Source organism: Serratia sp. 4542 (assembly GCF_016805595.1).
In the GTDB taxonomy this organism is placed as follows: Bacteria; Pseudomonadota; Gammaproteobacteria; order Enterobacterales; family Enterobacteriaceae; genus Serratia; species Serratia nevei.
In genome coordinates this window covers 177,631-195,199 of the sequence record NZ_RXKV01000010.1, presented here as the reverse complement: position 1 = coordinate 195,199, position 17,569 = coordinate 177,631, and the positions used below count along the sequence as shown (strand labels likewise).

Sequence of the window (17,569 nt, the reverse complement as noted above, 5' to 3'; positions counted from 1 at the left end):
GCAATTCCCTTTTAATATATTCCAAAAATATATCAACCACTACTTATGCATTAAATAAATAGCGTGGCCGTTATGCGATTGAGCTGTTAGCTGAAAAACCAAAAACATAAGTGCGAATATTATTTTATTTTTATAAAAAATAAAGCCACAAAAATACAAATAAATAAACATCATAAAAAACAATTAATTAGGATTGATTTTGATTTTCCATCAATGGATTAACCACATTGCATTCATTAATAAAATAAATGAAATGAACAAATTAAAAAAACAAATAGGATTATATTTAAGATAAGTGAGGGTAATTTAAAAACGCCCGGCAAATCACTATTGAATAGAGAATTTTCTTAATTAAAAACACACCTCTTTCTGCTGCGCTATTCCAAAGCGCACGATGTCGGAATATCCTATACTCTTTGCAGGATGCAGTTTCCTTCCCATTGAATGCCAGTACAGGGAGTCAAAAATGGCTATTTTCGCCCCTTTGCGGGCAACTCTTTCAGCATTATTGGCAGAATTATCTGATGAATAAAAAACGTCCCGCCTTGACCCCGGCAACCCTGTTATTGCTGCAGCCGATCTGTATCGGCTCGGCCCTGGCGGCGGAGCAAAAAGACAGCGACACCCTGGTGGTGATGGCGCAACCCACCGGATTGACCGAGCTGGGGTCGCCGGTCTCCGTTAGCGTGATCGACGGCGAAACCCTGCGCAACGCCGCGCCGCAGATTAACCTGTCGGAAAACCTCGGCAGCGTGCCGGGCCTGCAGATCCAAAATCGGCAAAACTATGCGCAGGATCTGCAGATGTCGATACGCGGGTTCGGCAGCCGTTCGATGTTCGGCGTGCGCGGGGTGCGCATGTACGTCGACGGCATTCCCGCCACCATGCCCGACGGCCAGGGGCAAACCTCCAATATCGACATCAATTCCGTCGAACGCATCGAGGTGCTGCGCGGCCCTTATTCCGCGCTGTACGGCAACGCCTCGGGCGGGGTTATCAATGTTGATACGATAACCGGCACCCAGCCGCCGACGCTGGAAGCCGGCGGCTATTTCGGCAGCGACAACACCTGGCGCTACGGGGTGAAAGCGACCGGCGCCACCGGCGACGGTACCCAGGCCGGCGACGTCAACTACGCCATCTCCGGCACCCGCTTTACCACCCAGGGCTACCGCGATCACAGCGCCGCGCGGAAAAACCTCGGCAACGGCAAGCTCGGCGTGCGGCTGGACGACGTCAGCACCCTGACGCTGATGTTCAACAGCGTCTCGATTGACGCCGGCGATCCGGGCGGCCTGACCGAGGCGGAATGGAAGGCCAACCCGCGCCAGGCGCCGCGCGCGGATCAATACAACACCCGCAAATCGCTCGACCAGACCCAGGCCGGCCTGCGCTATCAACGCCAGATGAGCGAGCGCGATGAACTGACCCTGACCGCCTACCACGGCGAGCGCCACACCACGCAATACCAATCAATCCCGATGGGGCCGCAGCTCAACCCCACCCACGCCGGCGGGGTGATCGTGCTGGAAAGAAAATATCAGGGCATTGACACTCGCTGGAAGCATGAGGATACTCTCGCATCGTTACCGGTAACACTGATCGGCGGTCTGGATTATGAAACCATGACCGAACGCCGCCAGGGGTTCGAAAACTTTATTCTGCGAGACGGCACAGTGGACTACGGCGAGAAAGGCGACCAGCGGCGCAACGAGAAGAACCGCATCTGGAACCTGGATCCTTACCTGCAAACCTCCTGGCAACTGACGCCGCACTGGACGCTGGACGCCGGCCTGCGCTACAGCACGGTCAGCTTCGACTCGACCGACTACTACATCACGCCGCGCAACGGCGACGACAGCGGCAGCAAACGCTACCACCAGTGGCTGCCGATGGGCTCGCTCAACTACAAGATCAATCCGGCGTGGAACGTTTATCTCTCCGCCGGCCGCGGCTTTGAAACCCCCACCATCAACGAGCTCTCCTACCGTCCCGACGGCCAGTCAGGCCTCAACATCGGCCTGCAGCCTTCCACCAGCGATACCGTCGAACTGGGCAGCAAACTGCGCCTCGGCAACGGCCTGGTGAGCGCGGCCCTGTTCCAGACCGATACCGACAACGAGCTGGTGGTGGCGGAAAGCAGCGGTGGACGCACCAGCTATGCCAACGCCGGCAAAACCCGGCGGCGCGGCCTGGAGCTGGCGCTGGATCAAGAGTTTGCGCTGGACTGGCGCCTGCATATGGCCTGGACGCTGCTGGACGCCACCTACCGCAGCGATATGTGCGGCAAAGCCGTTTGTACCCCGGCCCAGACCATTCCCGCCGGCAATCGCCTGCCGGGCATCGCGCGCAACATGGGCTACGCTTCGCTGGCCTTTGCGCCGCCGGAAGGCTGGCACGCCGGCGCGGAGCTGCGCTACATGAGCGACATTCAGGCCAACGACGCCAACAGCGCGCAGGCCCCCTCTTACACCGTGGCCGGCGTAAACGCCGGCTATCGCTTTACCTGGAACCGCTGGGCGCTGGACGTGTTCAGCCGGGTAGATAACGTGTTCGATCGCCGTTACGTCGGTTCGGTGATCGTCAACGAAGGCAACGGCCGCTATTTCGAGCCGGCGCCGGGTCGCAACTGGGGTGGCGGCGCCACCTTGTCTTACCGCTTTGAATAAGGCAAAGCACCTTAAGGTTAAAAGACGGGATGGGTTTTACGTCACCCTAGCGGCTTCCCGCTGAAATATTAGGGAGAAACCGCGTGTTTTTTCCGATTTGGCTTAATCTCTAAATCGGGGACTTTCATTTTTGGTAAGGGTATTGCTATGCAAAATAAAGCGTCACTATCGCCGCTTATCGTCATAACGGCGCTGTTTGCCGCCCTGAGCGGGCTTTATCTGCTCGGCGGCGGCATTTGGCTGGCCAAGTTGGGCGGTTCGCTGTATTACATCATCGCCGGGCTGGTGCTGCTGGCGACCTCTTGGCTGCTGTTCCGCCGCCGCGCCACCGCGCTGCTGCTGTATGCCGTGTTCCTGTTGGGCACCACCGTTTGGGCCTTGTGGGAAGTCGGCCCGGACTTCTGGGCGTTGACGCCGCGTCTGGACGTCACCTTCTTCTTCGGCCTGTGGCTGGTACTGCCGTTTATCTACCGTAAGCTGGTGGCCAACGGCAAGTTCGCCTACGGTGCGCTGAGCGCGGCGCTGGTCATCACCGTCATTGCGCTGGCCTATGCCGTGTTCAACGATCCGCAAGAGATCAACGGCACCCTCGACGCCGCGCAGGTACAGCCTAAAGACACCACCGGCGCCGACTGGCCGGCCTATGGCCGCACCCAGGAAGGCACCCGTTACTCGCCGCTGAGCCAGATCAACGACAAAAACGTTGGCCAGCTGCAAGAGGTTTGGCGTTTCCAGACCGGCGATCTGAAGACCGCCAACGATCCGGGTGAAATCACCAACGAAGTCACGCCGATCAAGATCCGCGATACCCTTTACATGTGTACGCCGCACCAGAAGCTGTTTGCGCTGGATGCCGCCACCGGTAAAGAAAAATGGAAGTTTGATCCGCAGCTGAAGTACAACCCGACCTTCCAGCACATCACCTGCCGTGGCGTGTCTTACCACGAAACCGCTGCCGCCGCAGACGCTGCCGGCAACGCCGCACCGGCGATGTGCGCACGCCGCATCATTCTGCCGGTCAACGATGGCCGCCTGTTCGCGCTGGACGCCGAAACCGGCAAACCGTGCCCGGACTTCGCCAACAACGGCGAACTGAACCTGCAGAGCAACATGCCGTATGCGACGCCGGGCCACTACGAGCCGACTTCGCCGCCGGTGATCACCGATAAAGTGATCGTCGTCGCCGGCGCCGTGACCGACAACTACTCCACCCGTGAGCCTTCCGGCGTGATCCGCGGCTTCGACGTCAACAGCGGCAAGCTGCTGTGGGCCTTCGATCCGGGCGCGAAAGATCCGAACGCCATCCCGGCGGACGAGCATCACTTCGTGCCGAACTCGCCGAACTCCTGGGCACCGGCCGCTTATGACGCCAAGCTGGATATCGTCTATCTGCCGATGGGCGTCGCCACGCCGGACATCTGGGGCGGCAACCGCACCCCGGAAATGGAGCGCTACGCCAGCGGCCTGTTGGCGCTGAACGCCTCCACCGGCAAGCTGGCCTGGTTCTATCAGACGGTTCACCATGACCTGTGGGACATGGACGTGCCAGCGCAGCCGACCCTGGCGGACATTACCGACAAGAGCGGTAAAAAAGTGCCGGTCATCTACGTGCCGACCAAAACCGGCAACATCTTCGTGCTGAACCGCACCAACGGCGAACTGGTGGTGCCGGCGCCGGAGAAACCGGTACCGCAGGGGCCGGCCAAAGGCGATCGCCTGTCACCGACCCAGCCGTTCTCCGAGCTGACCTTCCGTCCTGAGAAGAAACTGACCGGTGCAGACATGTGGGGCGCGACCATCTATGACCAGCTGGTCTGCCGCGTGATGTTCCACAGCCTGCGTTATGAAGGCACCTTCACCCCGCCTTCCGAGCAGGGCACGCTGGTGTTCCCGGGTAACCTCGGCATGTTCGAGTGGGGCGGCCTGGCCGTCGATACCGATCGCGAAATCGCCATCGCCAACCCAATCGCGCTGCCGTTCGTGTCCAAACTGATCCCGCGCGGCCCAGGCAACCCGATTGAGCCGCCGGAAGGCGACAAGGGCGGCAGCGGTACCGAAACCGGTATCCAGCCGCAGTATGGCGTGCCGTTCGGCGTCACGCTGAATCCGTTCCTGTCACCGTTCGGCCTGCCGTGCAAACAGCCGGCCTGGGGTTACATTTCCGCCGTTGATCTGAAAACCAACGACATCGTGTGGAAAAAACGCATCGGCACCGTGCGCGACAGCTCCCCGCTGCCACTGCCGTTCAAAATGGGCATGCCGATGCTGGGCGGCCCGGTGACCACCGCCGGTAACGTGTTCTTCATCGGCGCCACCGCAGACAACTACCTGCGCGCCTTCAGCGTGACCAACGGTGAGAAACTGTGGGAAGCACGCTTGCCGGCCGGCGGCCAGGCGACGCCGATGACCTATGAGGTCAACGGTAAGCAGTACGTCCTGATCTACGCCGGCGGCCACGGTTCCTTCGGCACCAAGCTGGGCGACTATGTGGTCGCTTACGCGCTGCCCGATCAGAAGTAACCGCCACCGGTAATACCCTGCAAAGCACGCCGCAAGGCGTGCTTTTTCTTTTTACGCCCCGCCTGATGCGCCGCCCGCAATACCCTTAATTTTTTCATTTTCATTATTGATAATAATTATCATTCGCAATATTATGAGTGCGTGGCCCCGGCAGTGGCCCGCAATCCTTCTCCACCTTAATGGGCAATATGGCAGTCGGCCGCCTGCGGGCGGCCCTATTCGGAGGCGCATGGTCGACCACACGCAAAGACACCAAAAGAAGATCCTGCAAGCGGCGGTGAAGACGCGGCGCGCCGGCCTGCCGTTCGAGCCGGCTCACCCCGTCCATTCGCCCTTTGTCGGGCTTCCCCATCAAACAGAGGCCGTGCTGGTGCACCTGATCGGCCAAGATGACCCACAGGAGCCGCCGGAATGAATGTGCAGCCTTTTACCGCCATGCTGATGTTTGCCTACGTGCTACTGATGGTGCCGCTGCTCTACGTCATCGACAGCCGTCTGAGCGCCGGTAAGCTGGTGCGCAAAGCCACGCAAAACGTCATCATCATCGCGTTGACGCTGTTGTTCTTCAGCGCGATGACCCTGCTGTATTGACGCCGCAGCGGCTCAGGCGTAGGTCTGGCGCCTGAGCCGCGCCGTCACCCTCGCGGCCGCTCTACGGTTTTCAACCCGCCCATTCGCAGCCAGTGGTAGAGATCCGCGTTGCGTTTGAAACCCAGTTTTCTCATCGCCGCCTGTTTGTGGTTGCTGACGGTTTTCACGCTCAGGTGCAGGTTGCGCGCAATGGTGGTCTGCGGCAATTCACAGGCCAGATAGCGCATCACGTCCTGCTCGCGGCGGGTAATGCGCTGCCGTTCGCACCAATGGCAGCGGTGCGCTGCCCCGCTTTGCGCCCGCGCCGCCAGCGCCAGGTCCAGCTGTCTGACTACGCTGTCCGGCGAGTCATTGCGGAAGATCACCCCCGTTTCGCTGATGCAACGCGGCTTATCGCGCCAGCGAATATCGCCCGGCTCACGCAGCGCAAAGTTGATCGGTCGGCTGCCGCTCACTGAACGCAGGCAGAAACGCGCCTGCCAGTCTCGCTCCACGGACTGGAACACCATATCCGCCCGATGCGCCTGTGCGGCGTCCAGCAGCTGAACCCGCATGCCGCAGCGCGAGAAATACGCCAGCAGCAGCCGCTGCAATCCTTCAATAAAGAAACGGTCATTATCGATAAACGCCAGAGTGATGGTGCTTTCCATCGGCACGCTCCCTTTAAAATAATCCTTTCCGGCCGCCACCGAGCGTGAGCCATCCCCCCGATGGCGGGCGGCTCAACGACATAACGCGGCATCGCGCCGGCGCGCGGCGGGGGTAATGCGGCTACGGCAACGCCAGAATGGCGACCGATTGCCCCGAGTAATCGCCGGCCTTGACCGTTCCGGTCACGCCGAGCGTGGAAGTGATCGGCACCGTGACGCCGCGTGTATCCGCAGTGAACTGGTAACCCAGGTTGCCCAGAGCGCCATTGATGCGCAGCGTGCTGTAAACGCCGGAGTTCCCCAGATCCAGGCGGCCATTGCTGCCGACGCGGATATACATGACGATGTTCATCTTCTGCGAGCAAACCACGCGCAGGCTGCCACGCGCCGTGTTGCCCACCAGTTCGGTATCCGGCAACACCCCGTGGTTCAGATCGAGCTGTTGCTCATCGATGCCGCACACCCCGACCGGCGGTGGCGCGATGCCGCAAACGCTGCTCGGCATCAATCTCGCACTGGCCCCCTGAACAACGGAAGAGGAACTGGTGGTATAAAACAGCCCGACACACTCCTGAGTGATAGCGTCCCCCACATGAGAAGTCGCGCCGACAATCGGCAACGGATAGATGTTTTGGTAGAAGCGGCTGAGTTCGCCCATCGTCCTCAATTGGGTGATCTGTGGGTAGCGCCCTGAGCCGACGATAGAGGTCGACGGTGTCACCGCCGTACTGCCGCCGGTATTGGCACTGGTGTGGCGGTGGTTGATCCCCACCGCGCACATACTTTGCTGGTAACAGGGATTGGGCGACGAATCGTCCGTATCCCAGCTTTCGAGCACAAATTCATAGGACGCGTTGCTGGGGGAGCCGGTGCTCTTGGTCACGTACGAGTATATTTGCGCCGAGCACAGCCCCGGCAGCAGGCCAAACAGTAAGTACATCCATCTGAAGTGAACACGCTGCATCGCGTCATATCCTTATTCTGTGGTGCCGGAGCCCGGCGCTCATTGGTAATCCAGACTGAAAGTCGCAATGGCGCTGAAAGCGCCGCGACCGATAGCTCGCTTCGCGATCGCTTCCGGTTCGCCGCGCACATAAGCCTGTACGCCGATAACCGTGCTGCCGTTCTGCAACGGGTACTTGCCGCCGGCGCTGTTGAGCGGTAACGGCTGCCCCTGCGGCGTCTCCATGCCGATGGCGATCCCGCGCGCCTGGCTGCTCGCCGCCAGTGCCAGAAGCCCCGGCAGCTGCGCATTCTCCGTGCCTTTGAAGGTGATCGAGACCGTCTTGCCCAGGCTGAGATCGCACTCCGTCAGCCGCAGCTCGAACGGTTGCCCCTGCGTGCGCTGGTTCAGGTACAGGTATTTGTCGACCAGCGTGCCGAAATCCAGCTCGATGTCTTCGTCGCCCGGCTGGATGACGCAAGGCTCCGCCACCAGCGCTCCGTGCATGCGTAGGTTGTCCACCGCGTGCGCCGCGCCGTTCACGCCCAGCGTCAGCAACAGCAGACCGATGGCTCCGTGGCCGCCTGGCCGGCGGCGGGCTTGTATTGTCTTCACGCGCGCCTCCTTGTTCATTGGTAGTCGGCCCGCAGCGTCGCCGCGGCCTCGAATGCGCCTTCCGTCAAAGCTTCGCCCGGCTTGCCGACCGGCACCGCTTCCAGCACCGGCGGTTTGGCGGGATCGACGGGCAGTGCGCTGCCCACTTTGAACGGTTGGGCGTTCTGGTAAATGCGGATCCCCAGAGCGCGCCGATTGGTTTGCACCGCCGCTTCGTCGAACGTCGCGGCGGTGCCGGTCAGGCTCAGCAACATGTCCCATTTGCCGATCCCCGGTTCGCAGCGAATGCGGTAGCCGATGGTTTGTCGGTAGTTCACGCCATCAACCTTGTTGATGCCGACGCGATCGCCGAAGTCCACGTCGATGATCCCGTCGTCGTTAAGGGTGCAGGGCGGCGGCGCGATCAGCGTGCCGCGAAACTGCATGTCGACCGTTTTTTCCGCCCAGGCGAAAGGGCACGCCATCGCGGCGCACAGCAGCACGCTCGCCGTAAAACGTTGTTTCATGCTCTCGCTCCCGCGTTACTGGTAATCCACCTTCATGGTGGCGCCGGCGGTGAACTCGCCCGCCGTCAGCCTGGCGGAAGCCGATTTCACCGGCACCGCCTCAAGCGTCGGCGCGGCCGGATAGGTAAAGCTCAGCCATTGATTGACCGGCCAGCGGCGGCCGCCGTTCAGCAGCGCAATACCTAGCCCGTCCTTGCTGGTGCGCAGCAGCTGGCCGTCGAAACCGCTCGCCGCCCCCTGCACCTGCAGCTTGAGCCCGTTGCTGCTCTGCCCGCTGCACGTCAGCGTATAATTCACCGCCCGCCGATAATTGGCGCCGTCGATGCGGGTGGTCATCACCTCATCGCCAAAGTCCACCTCAATCGGGCGCCCGCCGTTGATGATGCAGGGGGGCGAAAGCACCGTGACCCGCACGTTCACCGTGGTCGCCTGCGCCGGCAGTTGGCCCAGCGCCAGCATCCCCGCCAGCCAGAACGCTGCCCGGCAACGCGTTATCTTCTGTGCCATCGCCTCGCCTCAGTCATAACTCAGCCTAAAATCCACCGTCGCCCGATACGCGCCGGCCATCAGCGGCGCCGCGGTTCGCTCCGGCGTCACGCTGTAGCTCAATGCATCTTGCCCCGGCGTCAACAGCAGCGGTTGCCCGCGGCTGCCCAGACGAACGTCGCGGCCGCGGCCGTCCAGCAGGCGCAGCCCCAGCCCGGAGGTACCCTGCGCTTTCACCAACTGCGGGTTGTCGCTGTCCGCCGTCGAGCCGAAGCTGACCGTCACCGCCGGCTGATTCGGCGCCCAGGTCAACGCGCCGGTGCGCGCATCACGCTGGCCGCCCGGGGTGCGCAGACAATCCTGCAAGCGCAGCTCGAACGCCACCGGCTGCCCGCGATCGCCGACCTGCCGCAACCGTGCGGTGCCGGTCTCACCCAGCCAGATGTCCTGCCGCGCGCTGGTCATCTCCAGCCGGCAGGCGCTCTCCGTCAGCGCGCCATACACCTGCAGCACGCCATTGGCGCCCTCTACCTGCCAGTTGTCCACCTCGTCAGCCTGCGCCGGCGGCATCGCTATCACGCCCAGACTGAGCGCCAGCAGCAACGCGCCTGCGCCGATTTTTTTCCGTTCTCGTTTCATCCTTTACCCCTGAATGGCTCACAGCGCGGGTTATGAAGCCGTCCGTTTCTCCGGCACCACCTTGCAGCTCGTGCCGCTGCAGTTGAAGATCAGCTGCGGCCGGCCGCCGTAATCGTTGATGTAGGTCAGCACCGGGCTGCCGCCCAGCGCCGCAGCGCCGACGGTCAGGCTCGCCTGGCTTTTCGGCGCGATCATGAAAGGCTCAAACCCCTTCACGCCCTCGCCGCCCTTTTTGCTGCCCGCATCGACGATGGTGATGTAGTACGGCGTCGGGTTATTGACCTGGTAGCGCTCTCCTTGCCGTGTCAGCGTCAGCTGCTCCTGCCACGGCGTCGCCATGTCGGTACGGCTCGGCACGATAGCCGCCGGGCGGTAGAACAGCTTGATGCGCGTCTGCAGCGCGATCTGCAGCGTATTGGGCTTGTTGCTCTTCGGCGGGATCTCGCGCAGGTTGAAGTAGTACAGCGTCTCGCGGTCCTGCGGCAGCTGTTTGGCCGCCGGCAGCGCCTGGATCTTGATCTGGCTCGGTTTGCCCGGCTCGATGCGCTGCACCGGCGGCAACACCACCAGCGGGCTCTGGATCTTGTTGCCCTGCTCGTCCTCCAGCCAGCCCTGCGCCAGGTACGGCAGCTGTTTGTTCTGGTTGCTGAGATTGAGGCTGACCGAGTTCTGGCCGCCGTCGAAGATCACCCGGGTGCGGTCGAGCGCGATCGCCGCCTGCGCGTGCTGCGACACCGTGGCGCCCAGCAGCACGAGCGCCGCCGTGGTTTTCAGAGAAAAAGTTTGCATGTTGTCGATAACTCCAAATTCAGGATGATGAATTTATTCAACCGGCTCCGCCGGCGCCGCGGCGATCGGCCGGCAAGGCAGCAGCAGCGTACGCGTGAGCATGTCGGCCGGCAGCGTGGCAGGCAGCTGCACCTGACACTGCGCCGCGCCGCTCCAGTGAAGCGTCATGATCTCGCCGGCGTTGATGCCGCTCAGGTAGACGCTGCCGCCGTCGTTGACGATGCCGGTTTCTTGTTTACGGGCGTTCAGCACCGTGGCGCCGAACGGCGGCGTGCTGCCGTCCGCCAGTTTGACGATCGCCATTGCCTTCTCGCCGGCGATGACGTCAAACTGACGGTAGCCGATCGCGCCTTCGGTCAGGGTGGCCTGTACCACCGAGCGGGTGGCTTCGGCGTTGTCGCCCAGCTTGTCCAGATCGATGCTGGCCTTGTTGCGGTAGTAGCTGTTGACGTCCGCCACCACCGCCTTGCCGAAGCGGTTGGTGCTGACGGTGCTGCCGTAGCCGCGCACCGGCACCCCGGCCACGCCGTTGGTGTCCAGCAGCAGGCGCGTGCCGCCAATCATGCCGACGCGGTGCAACGCGCCGCCTTCCGGCGTCAGCGTCATGCCGCCCTGCGCGGACAGCCCCACGGCGCTGTAGCGTCCTTCCTGATAGCTGGCGTTGGCGCTCAGGCGCGCCGCATCGCCCTCGTGGTTGTAGTAACCGCTCAGGTTGGCGCCGCGGCGCGAGCTGCCGGCACTCAGCTGATAGTTGTTGTGCTCATCGACTCGCTGGTAGTACCCCACCCGGTTCGTGTTGTCATTGCGGTTCACCGTGCTGTTGTAACTGAGCGTGGCACCGTTGCCCCACGGCATCGACAGCGACAGGTACACGCCGTCGTCGTTGGTTTCGTTGTAGCGGTTGCGGTAGGCCGACAGCGACAGATTCAGGTTTTTTATCTCGCCGAGATCGAAATAGCGCGACAGCGTCAGGTTGTAACGATCGTTGGACGGACGATCCCAATAGGTCTGGTGGCTGTAGTTGAGATAGCTGCTCAGCCCCCAGTCGCGGAACTGCTTGTTGAAGGTGATGGTGTACATCTCCTTGTTGTTGCCGACCCGGCTGCCGTAATAGCGCGCATCGAGGTATTCGCCCATGCTCATGAAGTCCTCCTCCGAGAAGCGATAGCCTGCGAAGGTGACCTGACTGTCCAGCTCGTCGAAGGTTTTCGAATAACTCACGCGATAAGAGCCGCCGCTCAGCGTCTCATCCCGCTGCGGCAACCGCGCCCGCGACTGGGTGGCGTCGAACGACAGCGCACCGAACATCATCAGATCGCGGCCTATCCCCAGCGACAGCGCGTTATAGTCGCCGCCCAGCAGCGCCCCGCCATACAGCGACCACCCGTTGCTGACGCCCCAGGAGAACTCGCCGGTGCCGAACAGCGGCCCGCGCGAATGGTGCTGCCAGTCCGAAGGTTTGCCGGCGGCCAGCTTGAAGCGCCACGAGCCGGGGCGCGTCAGGTACGGAATACTGGCGGTGTTGACCTTGAACGCCTGCACGCTGCCATCCTGCTCCTCCACCCGCACGTCCAGTTCGCCGCTGATGGCGTCGTTGATGTCCTGAATGCGAAACGGCCCCGCCGCCACCTGAGTTTCATAGATCACCCGCCCCTGTTGGCTGATCGTCACCTTGGCGTTGGTTTTGGCGACCCCGACCACCTCAGGCGCATAGCCGCGCAGGTTAGGCGGCAGCATGTTGTCGTCCGACACCAGGCTCACGCCGGAGAAGCGGAAGCTGTCGAAAATGCCCGAATCCAGATAATCCTCACCCAACGTCAGGCGCGAGCGCAGCGCGGAAACGGCCCGATAGGCGTAGTAACGGCTCCAGTCCAACCGTTTGTCGGTCGATTGCCCGCTGCCGGTCTGATGGTTCACCTGCCCCTGCCAGTCGGCGCGCAGGCGCCAGGCGCCGAGGTTGGCGCCGGCGGTGCCGTTGCCGCTGACGCTGTACCCCCGCGTACCGCCCTGCTGCTGCTGCCGGCTCTGGGCGTTGACGTTGTAATCGAACAGCAGGCCCGGAATGCCTTCATCCCAACGCGACGGCGGATCCCAGTCTTCCGAGCTGTATTCCAGGTAGGCCTGCGGCACGCTTAAATACAGCGCGCCCGTCGCCAGATCGCCGCGCGACACCATCCCTTTCAGGCTGGACTCATCCAGACACTCTCCCTGATGCCACCAGGTGAGCGTTTGCATCGCCGCCGATTTCAGCCCCAGCTGATCGACCAGCGCTTTGCCGACGCAGGCGCGGCTGCCGTCAGGTTCGTTGTCCGGCGGATAAAAAGGGATTTTCTGCTCGGGTAACTCGCTTTTATTGAGATGAACCACCATGCTGTAACTTCCCGGCATAATGTATCCACTGCGGGAAAATTGGCTTAGGTCGATATTTTTGCGATCGTTCACGTCCAAAATGTCGGCATTAAACTGAATACCGTCTTCGGCATATACCCACGTTGATGAACTTCCCAGCGCCAGCGTGATACATAACCCCAGCACCTGAAAACGAAATAGCTTCCCAGCAGGCGACAACATCATATCCCTAACCTTATATCGTATAATTCTGGCGTTGCGGCTCGCCGCAATCGCAGCGCTCAGTAATAATCCAGCTTAAAACGCACGGCGGAAAAATAATCCCCTGCACGCATCGGTTGATTATTGGCAACCAGCTTTATGGAATAATTAAGCGACATGCTGCCTGGCGTTATATCGCCAAGCGGCAACGGCCGACCTGGCGCGGCAATATTCCCCAGGCCATCGGATATTTGCAGCGCGATGCCTTTCGCTTCGCCGTGCACGCCGAATAAATCGCCCTCGGCATCACCGTCGAAAACTACCTGAAACTGCCGCCAGTCCGGTAAATTCGGCTTCGGGCGCTCAAGCGTGCAGTTGATTAATTCAATGGTGAAGGCATGTGTATTGCCCAAACCGTCACGCATCATATTTCCCGTCGGCATTACGGCCATATCGATAGTCTGTTCGCGGCTGCCGGCGGCGATCGCGCAAGCGGTATCAATAATGGCTCCTTGCATATTTACGCGCCCCCAGCCTTGAGAGCTGGGCGCCGCCGACACGGCCGGGCTCATCAGCGTGGCCATCAATATGCAAGGAGACACTAAAGGGTGAATAAATCGGCGCACTGAACCTCCTGACAACTGCCCTTCCATCTTGGAAAAATGCATGCGGGGAACCCCCGCATGCAAAAAGTCACGCCAATGGCGCAGGCTTACTGGTAAGCCAGCTTGAAGTCGGCTACGGCGGTGAAATCACCCGGAACCACGCTGGCGGAAGCGCCGTCGCCCTGCAGGTAAGCCGCAAAGCGCAGCGTGTTGGTACCGGCACCCAGGTTATGCGGAGCCGTGGCGGTGCCCAGCTTGATCGGATTGCTGGCGGTGTCGGTGATGGCGATGCTGGCGCCGCTGGCGGTGCCGACGATGCCCAGCAGATCCTTGTTGGCGGCAGAGGCTTTGCCTTCGAAGGTGGTCGTGACGGTTTTCAGCGTCGAGTTGTCGCACTGTTCCAGTTTGATATCGAACTGGCGTGGCGCCGATTTGCCGCCATTTTTCAACGCAACGTTGGAAACCTGGCCCATATCCACGGTCTGGTCCACGGTCTCAGGAGAAATGGAGCAAGGCGCATCAATAATGGAACCGGTAAACGTCACTTTGCCATGCCCCTGATCGCCGGCATGCGCCAGAGAAGAAACGCCAAACGCCAGAGCCGCTGCCAGCATGATTTTGTTCAGTTTCATAATTCACTTATTCCTTTAATTTATGTAAAAAGCGCAGGATCGCTCCCGTTCCTTTAACAGTTATTTATATAATCCAGAATGAAAACGGTATTATCCGCAGACAAAGCAAACCCTCACGATAATTAAATCGCGTATTTTATTTCATCATTACCCATTTTAGGTATTCAGCAAAACTCACGCTGACGAGAAAGAAAAAAATCAAATCTTTAAATTTCCACAAAATTTACTACCCATCATGAAAATTACACTAAGATTTAACTTATTCGCTTGTCTTGGCCCGAATATTGTTACAAAAACCGCGACAATTTGAAAAGTCATTTCCGGCAAAAGCAATAAATACGAGATATAAGCCCAAAAACCACAGGGCAAATATATTTTTGCGAAACAACAGATCGTAAAATTAACAACGTCAGTCAATTATCTCGTAAAATATATATCACGCGACATTATTGATCGCCTTTTTTCTATTTGCGTTATAATGATCCGGAAAAGGAAAGGGAGGCTTATCAATTCGGTCCGGTAAAAACCGGCACCGGGCAGTAAATAATGGAGAAAAGATATGAATTACAGCCATTACATACAGCAGGCTGAGCATTTAGCCACCCCGTTACCCCTTCTGATCGGTGAGTGCCGCGGGATTATCGCAACGGAAATATCGGGTTCAGGCAGGCGTTCGCGACCGGTTCAAGAAGGGTATTGCCGGAACAGAGCATTATTGTCCGGGAGACGCTTACCGTTATATCAAAACTCGGCTAAGGCTTAAGGGAGGCTGACATGATAAAACGCACGCCAAAACAACAAGAATTACAAAACCTGCAGCAGCATTTATTAACCACGCTGCACCGCCTCTGCCCTGTGGCCAACGGTGCGGCCCCCCCGCCCCCCGGCGAGTGGCCCACCACTCGCCAACTGGCCGAGTCTAACGACATCACCATCTATCAGGCGCGCAACCTGCTGTTGAATCTGGCCGGCAGGGGCAAAGTGTTGGTCACGCCGGGGCCGGTCAATAAGTCGTTGCGCTGGTACCCTTCCCTCTGAACGCGTTTTTTCTGCCGGAGTCCCTCAGGCTACCGGCAGGCTTCGCGCGGACGAGACTATCCGGCGTCCGTGCGCCTGACCCGCGGATATTTCCACAGCCAGCGCCCGCTGACCATGCGCCAGTAAAACAAAGCGCCGCGCACCGCCCAATCGAGGAACATCCCCAGCCAGACGCCCACCACGCCCATGCCCAGTTCAATGCCCAGCACATAGCCGGCCACCACGCGGCAGCCCCACATGCCCAGCATCGTCACCCACATGGCGAAGCGGGCGTCGCGCGCGCCTTTCAGCCCGGCGGGCAACACCCAGGAAGCAGCCCAGATCGGCATAAAGGCGGCGTTGAGCCAGATGAGGGTTTTCACTACCGTTTTTACGTCATCCTGCGAGGTATAGAACGCGGCAAAGACGCCGGCCAGCGGCGCCGTGCCCCAGGCGATGGCGGTCAGCCCGAGGGTCGACAGCCAGAAAATATGGCGCAGCTGCCGCTCCGCCTGGCCGATCTCGCCTTTACCGAGCCGCCGCCCCACGATGATGGTCGAGGCAGAGCCCAGCGCGTTGCCCGGCAAGTTGATCAGCGAAGCGATAGAAAAAGCGATGAAGTTGCCGGCGATCACGTTGGTGCCCATGCCGGCGACGAACATCTGCGTCAGCAGCTTGCCGCCGTTGAACAGCACCGATTCGACGCTGGCGGGAATGCCGATCCCCAGCACTTCCCACAGGATGCTCATCTTCAGCGGCGTGAAATAGCTTTTCAGCGTGATGTGCAGCGCCGGGTTAAAACCGATCGCCAGCACATAGAGAATGGCGATGGCACCGATATAGCGGGAAATCGTCAGCCCCAGCCCGGCGCCGACGAAGCCCAGCCCGTGCCAGCCGAGCATGCCGTAAATCAGAATGCTGCTGATGATGATATTGAGGATATTCATGCCGCCGTTGATCAGCAGCGGGATCTTGGTGTTGCCCGCGCCGCGCAATGCGCCGCTGCCAATCAGCGCAATCGCCGCCGCCGGGTAGCTCCACACCGTGGTCTGCAGGTAAGAGAGCGCCAGCGCCTTCACCTCCGGCGAGGCCGCCCCGGCGATCACATCGATGATCGGTTCGCCCGCCAGATGAATGCCTGCCGCCAACAGCAGCGCCACGCCGGTCATCAAGACCAGGGACTGACGCGCCGCCGCGCGCGCGCGCCGACGATCGCGCTTGCCGAGGCTGAAGGCCACCACCACGGTGGTGCCGAGATCCACCGCGGCGAAAAAGGCGATGATCACCATGTTGAAGCTGTCCGCCAGCCCCACCCCGGCCATCGCCTCTTTACCGAGCCAGCTCACCAGAAAGGTGCTCAGCACCCCCATCAACAGAACGCAGGCGTTCTCCAGAAAAATGGGCACCGCCAGCGGCGTGATTTCGCGCCAGAACAGCACGCGGTAGCTTTTCCGTTTGGCGTACCAGGGCGTATTTTCCACGCGCTGACGCAGGGCGGCATACAGGTTCAAGGTGGGCTCGATGGATAAAAGTGAAACATCATTTCAAATGATGAGCGATAAATCGTTATCCTGCAAAGAATTTTTGGGCGCCCGCGACGAGCGCCCGAAAGGCACACCGTCGCGCTACTCCATGTAGTCTTCCTGATCGGCCTGCGCCGCCGCGATAAAGCGTGCGGTGCTGCGGCTGAGCGTGGTGCATTTGTCCGTCAGCAGCTGATTGTCCTGCTGCAGAGTCAGGTAGCGCGCCTGGGTGAGCGCCGGCAGCTGCCGATACCCTGCCGCCTGCGTATCCCAGCCGCGATGCTGCGCCGCTCGCATCGCGGTGCGTTGCAATTTGACATCGTCCGGCACATCGCTGCGCCCGCAGTCCACGCGCAGGAAGTGCCCGCCGGCCAGCATCGAAGCGATGTGATCCAACTGCGCCTGCAGCGGCGGCGTCGGTTTATGCGCCGTTTGCTGACAGCCCGCCAGCAGCAGCAACGCCACCGCGCCGCAAAGAGAAGTGCGAAACAGAGTAGACATGGGAGCTCCCGGAAAACCTGTGGGTGATGCAATGATCTTAGGTGAGCGGATGCCGGGCGGCAAGGCGAGCAGCACGCGCTGCCCGCTTAACGCCGACCGCTGCTGACCTTGGTGGCGCGGGCGGGGTTGCCGGCGACGAACTCCAGCGTGGGGGAATAGTAAAACGGCAGCCAGGCGTTATAGCCGCTCTCCCACTCCCATTTGACCGGGCAGGGCCACAGCATGTCTTCATGCAGGATGTAATAGATCCACCGCCCGGGCGGACGGCGCGGTTTGCGCATTTTCATAGCGAGTACGGCGGCCTGATGGCGTGCGATAAGGTCAACTGCTGCA

18 protein-coding genes are annotated in these 17,569 nt (G+C 60.5%); 5 read left to right on the top strand and 13 right to left on the bottom strand.

The window, feature by feature from the left end; genetic code table 11:
• Positions 1–524 precede the first annotated feature (524 nt).
• The 4 genes from pqqU to EKL15_RS13120 all read left to right on the top strand — a co-directional run bounded on the left by pqqU (position 525) and on the right by EKL15_RS13120 (position 5,780).
• Positions 525–2,669 (top strand): TonB-dependent receptor PqqU, encoded by a 2,145-nt coding sequence (pqqU, locus tag EKL15_RS13135; RefSeq protein WP_060420512.1) that lies wholly within the window; start codon positions 525–527, stop codon positions 2,667–2,669.
• 147 nt (positions 2,670–2,816) lie between these two features.
• Positions 2,817–5,189, top strand: a complete 2,373-nt coding sequence (locus tag EKL15_RS13130) for a glucose/quinate/shikimate family membrane-bound PQQ-dependent dehydrogenase (protein WP_060420510.1) — start codon at positions 2,817–2,819, stop codon at positions 5,187–5,189.
• A gap of 229 nt (positions 5,190–5,418) precedes the next feature.
• Positions 5,419–5,604: a hypothetical protein gene (locus EKL15_RS13125; RefSeq protein ID WP_060420507.1), complete on the top strand. Its 186-nt coding sequence runs from the start codon at positions 5,419–5,421 to the stop codon at positions 5,602–5,604.
• The gene (locus tag EKL15_RS13120; RefSeq protein ID WP_038872213.1) at positions 5,601–5,780 is read left to right on the top strand and encodes a hypothetical protein; all 180 of its coding nucleotides are present in this window, start codon (positions 5,601–5,603) and stop codon (positions 5,778–5,780) included. Before EKL15_RS13125 ends, EKL15_RS13120 begins: the two co-directional genes overlap by 4 nt.
• A gap of 44 nt (positions 5,781–5,824) precedes the next feature.
• Here the strand turns inward: EKL15_RS13120 and EKL15_RS13115 are convergent, their stop codons facing one another.
• From EKL15_RS13115 to EKL15_RS13070, 10 genes are all read right to left on the bottom strand, one after another.
• Positions 5,825–6,430, bottom strand: coding sequence for a LuxR C-terminal-related transcriptional regulator (locus EKL15_RS13115; protein ID WP_084827590.1), 606 nt, complete (start codon positions 6,428–6,430; stop codon positions 5,825–5,827).
• A gap of 121 nt (positions 6,431–6,551) precedes the next feature.
• Positions 6,552–7,394: a hypothetical protein gene (locus EKL15_RS13110; RefSeq protein ID WP_060439626.1), complete on the bottom strand. Its 843-nt coding sequence runs from the start codon at positions 7,392–7,394 to the stop codon at positions 6,552–6,554.
• A gap of 39 nt (positions 7,395–7,433) precedes the next feature.
• Positions 7,434–7,988: a fimbrial protein gene (locus EKL15_RS13105; RefSeq protein ID WP_370592990.1), complete on the bottom strand. Its 555-nt coding sequence runs from the start codon at positions 7,986–7,988 to the stop codon at positions 7,434–7,436.
• Positions 7,989–8,002: 14 nt separating this feature from the next.
• Entirely contained in the window at positions 8,003–8,494 is a 492-nt protein-coding gene (locus EKL15_RS13100) for a fimbrial protein (RefSeq protein WP_147839773.1), read from the bottom strand.
• A 15-nt stretch (positions 8,495–8,509) separates the two neighbouring features.
• Positions 8,510–9,001 carry a fimbrial protein gene (locus EKL15_RS13095; RefSeq protein ID WP_060420495.1) on the bottom strand — a complete coding sequence of 164 codons (492 nt, stop codon included), beginning with the start codon at positions 8,999–9,001 and terminating at the stop codon, positions 8,510–8,512.
• Between the two features lie 9 nt (positions 9,002–9,010).
• Positions 9,011–9,619: a fimbrial protein gene (locus EKL15_RS13090; RefSeq protein ID WP_084827588.1), complete on the bottom strand. Its 609-nt coding sequence runs from the start codon at positions 9,617–9,619 to the stop codon at positions 9,011–9,013.
• A gap of 30 nt (positions 9,620–9,649) precedes the next feature.
• The gene (locus tag EKL15_RS13085) at positions 9,650–10,408 is read right to left on the bottom strand and encodes a fimbria/pilus periplasmic chaperone (protein ID WP_141959637.1); all 759 of its coding nucleotides are present in this window, start codon (positions 10,406–10,408) and stop codon (positions 9,650–9,652) included.
• A gap of 33 nt (positions 10,409–10,441) precedes the next feature.
• Positions 10,442–12,982 carry an outer membrane usher protein gene (locus tag EKL15_RS13080; RefSeq protein ID WP_060420486.1) on the bottom strand — a complete coding sequence of 847 codons (2,541 nt, stop codon included), beginning with the start codon at positions 12,980–12,982 and terminating at the stop codon, positions 10,442–10,444.
• 56 nt (positions 12,983–13,038) lie between these two features.
• Positions 13,039–13,542, bottom strand: coding sequence for a fimbrial protein (locus EKL15_RS13075; protein ID WP_080432905.1), 504 nt, complete (start codon positions 13,540–13,542; stop codon positions 13,039–13,041).
• A 128-nt stretch (positions 13,543–13,670) separates the two neighbouring features.
• Positions 13,671–14,195, bottom strand: a complete 525-nt coding sequence (locus tag EKL15_RS13070; RefSeq protein WP_060420481.1) for a fimbrial protein — start codon at positions 14,193–14,195, stop codon at positions 13,671–13,673.
• A gap of 774 nt (positions 14,196–14,969) precedes the next feature.
• Between EKL15_RS13070 and EKL15_RS13065 the strand changes: the two genes are divergently transcribed.
• On the top strand, positions 14,970–15,233 hold the full coding sequence (locus EKL15_RS13065) for a FaeA/PapI family transcriptional regulator (protein WP_060420478.1): 264 nt from the start codon (positions 14,970–14,972) through the stop codon (positions 15,231–15,233).
• A 56-nt stretch (positions 15,234–15,289) separates the two neighbouring features.
• Here EKL15_RS13065 and EKL15_RS13060 read toward each other — a convergent pair whose 3' ends face one another.
• The 3 genes from EKL15_RS13060 to EKL15_RS13050 form a co-directional block, all read right to left on the bottom strand.
• Complete coding sequence (locus tag EKL15_RS13060; RefSeq protein ID WP_060439618.1) at positions 15,290–16,723, bottom strand: EmmdR/YeeO family multidrug/toxin efflux MATE transporter; 1,434 nt, start codon at positions 16,721–16,723, stop codon at positions 15,290–15,292.
• 114 nt (positions 16,724–16,837) lie between these two features.
• A complete protein-coding gene (gspS, locus tag EKL15_RS13055) occupies positions 16,838–17,236 on the bottom strand; it encodes a type II secretion system pilot lipoprotein GspS (protein ID WP_060420474.1) in 399 nt (132 codons plus the stop codon).
• Between the two features lie 86 nt (positions 17,237–17,322).
• Positions 17,323–17,523 (bottom strand): hypothetical protein, encoded by a 201-nt coding sequence (locus EKL15_RS13050; protein ID WP_016927170.1) that lies wholly within the window; start codon positions 17,521–17,523, stop codon positions 17,323–17,325.
• Positions 17,524–17,569: the final 46 nt, after the last annotated feature.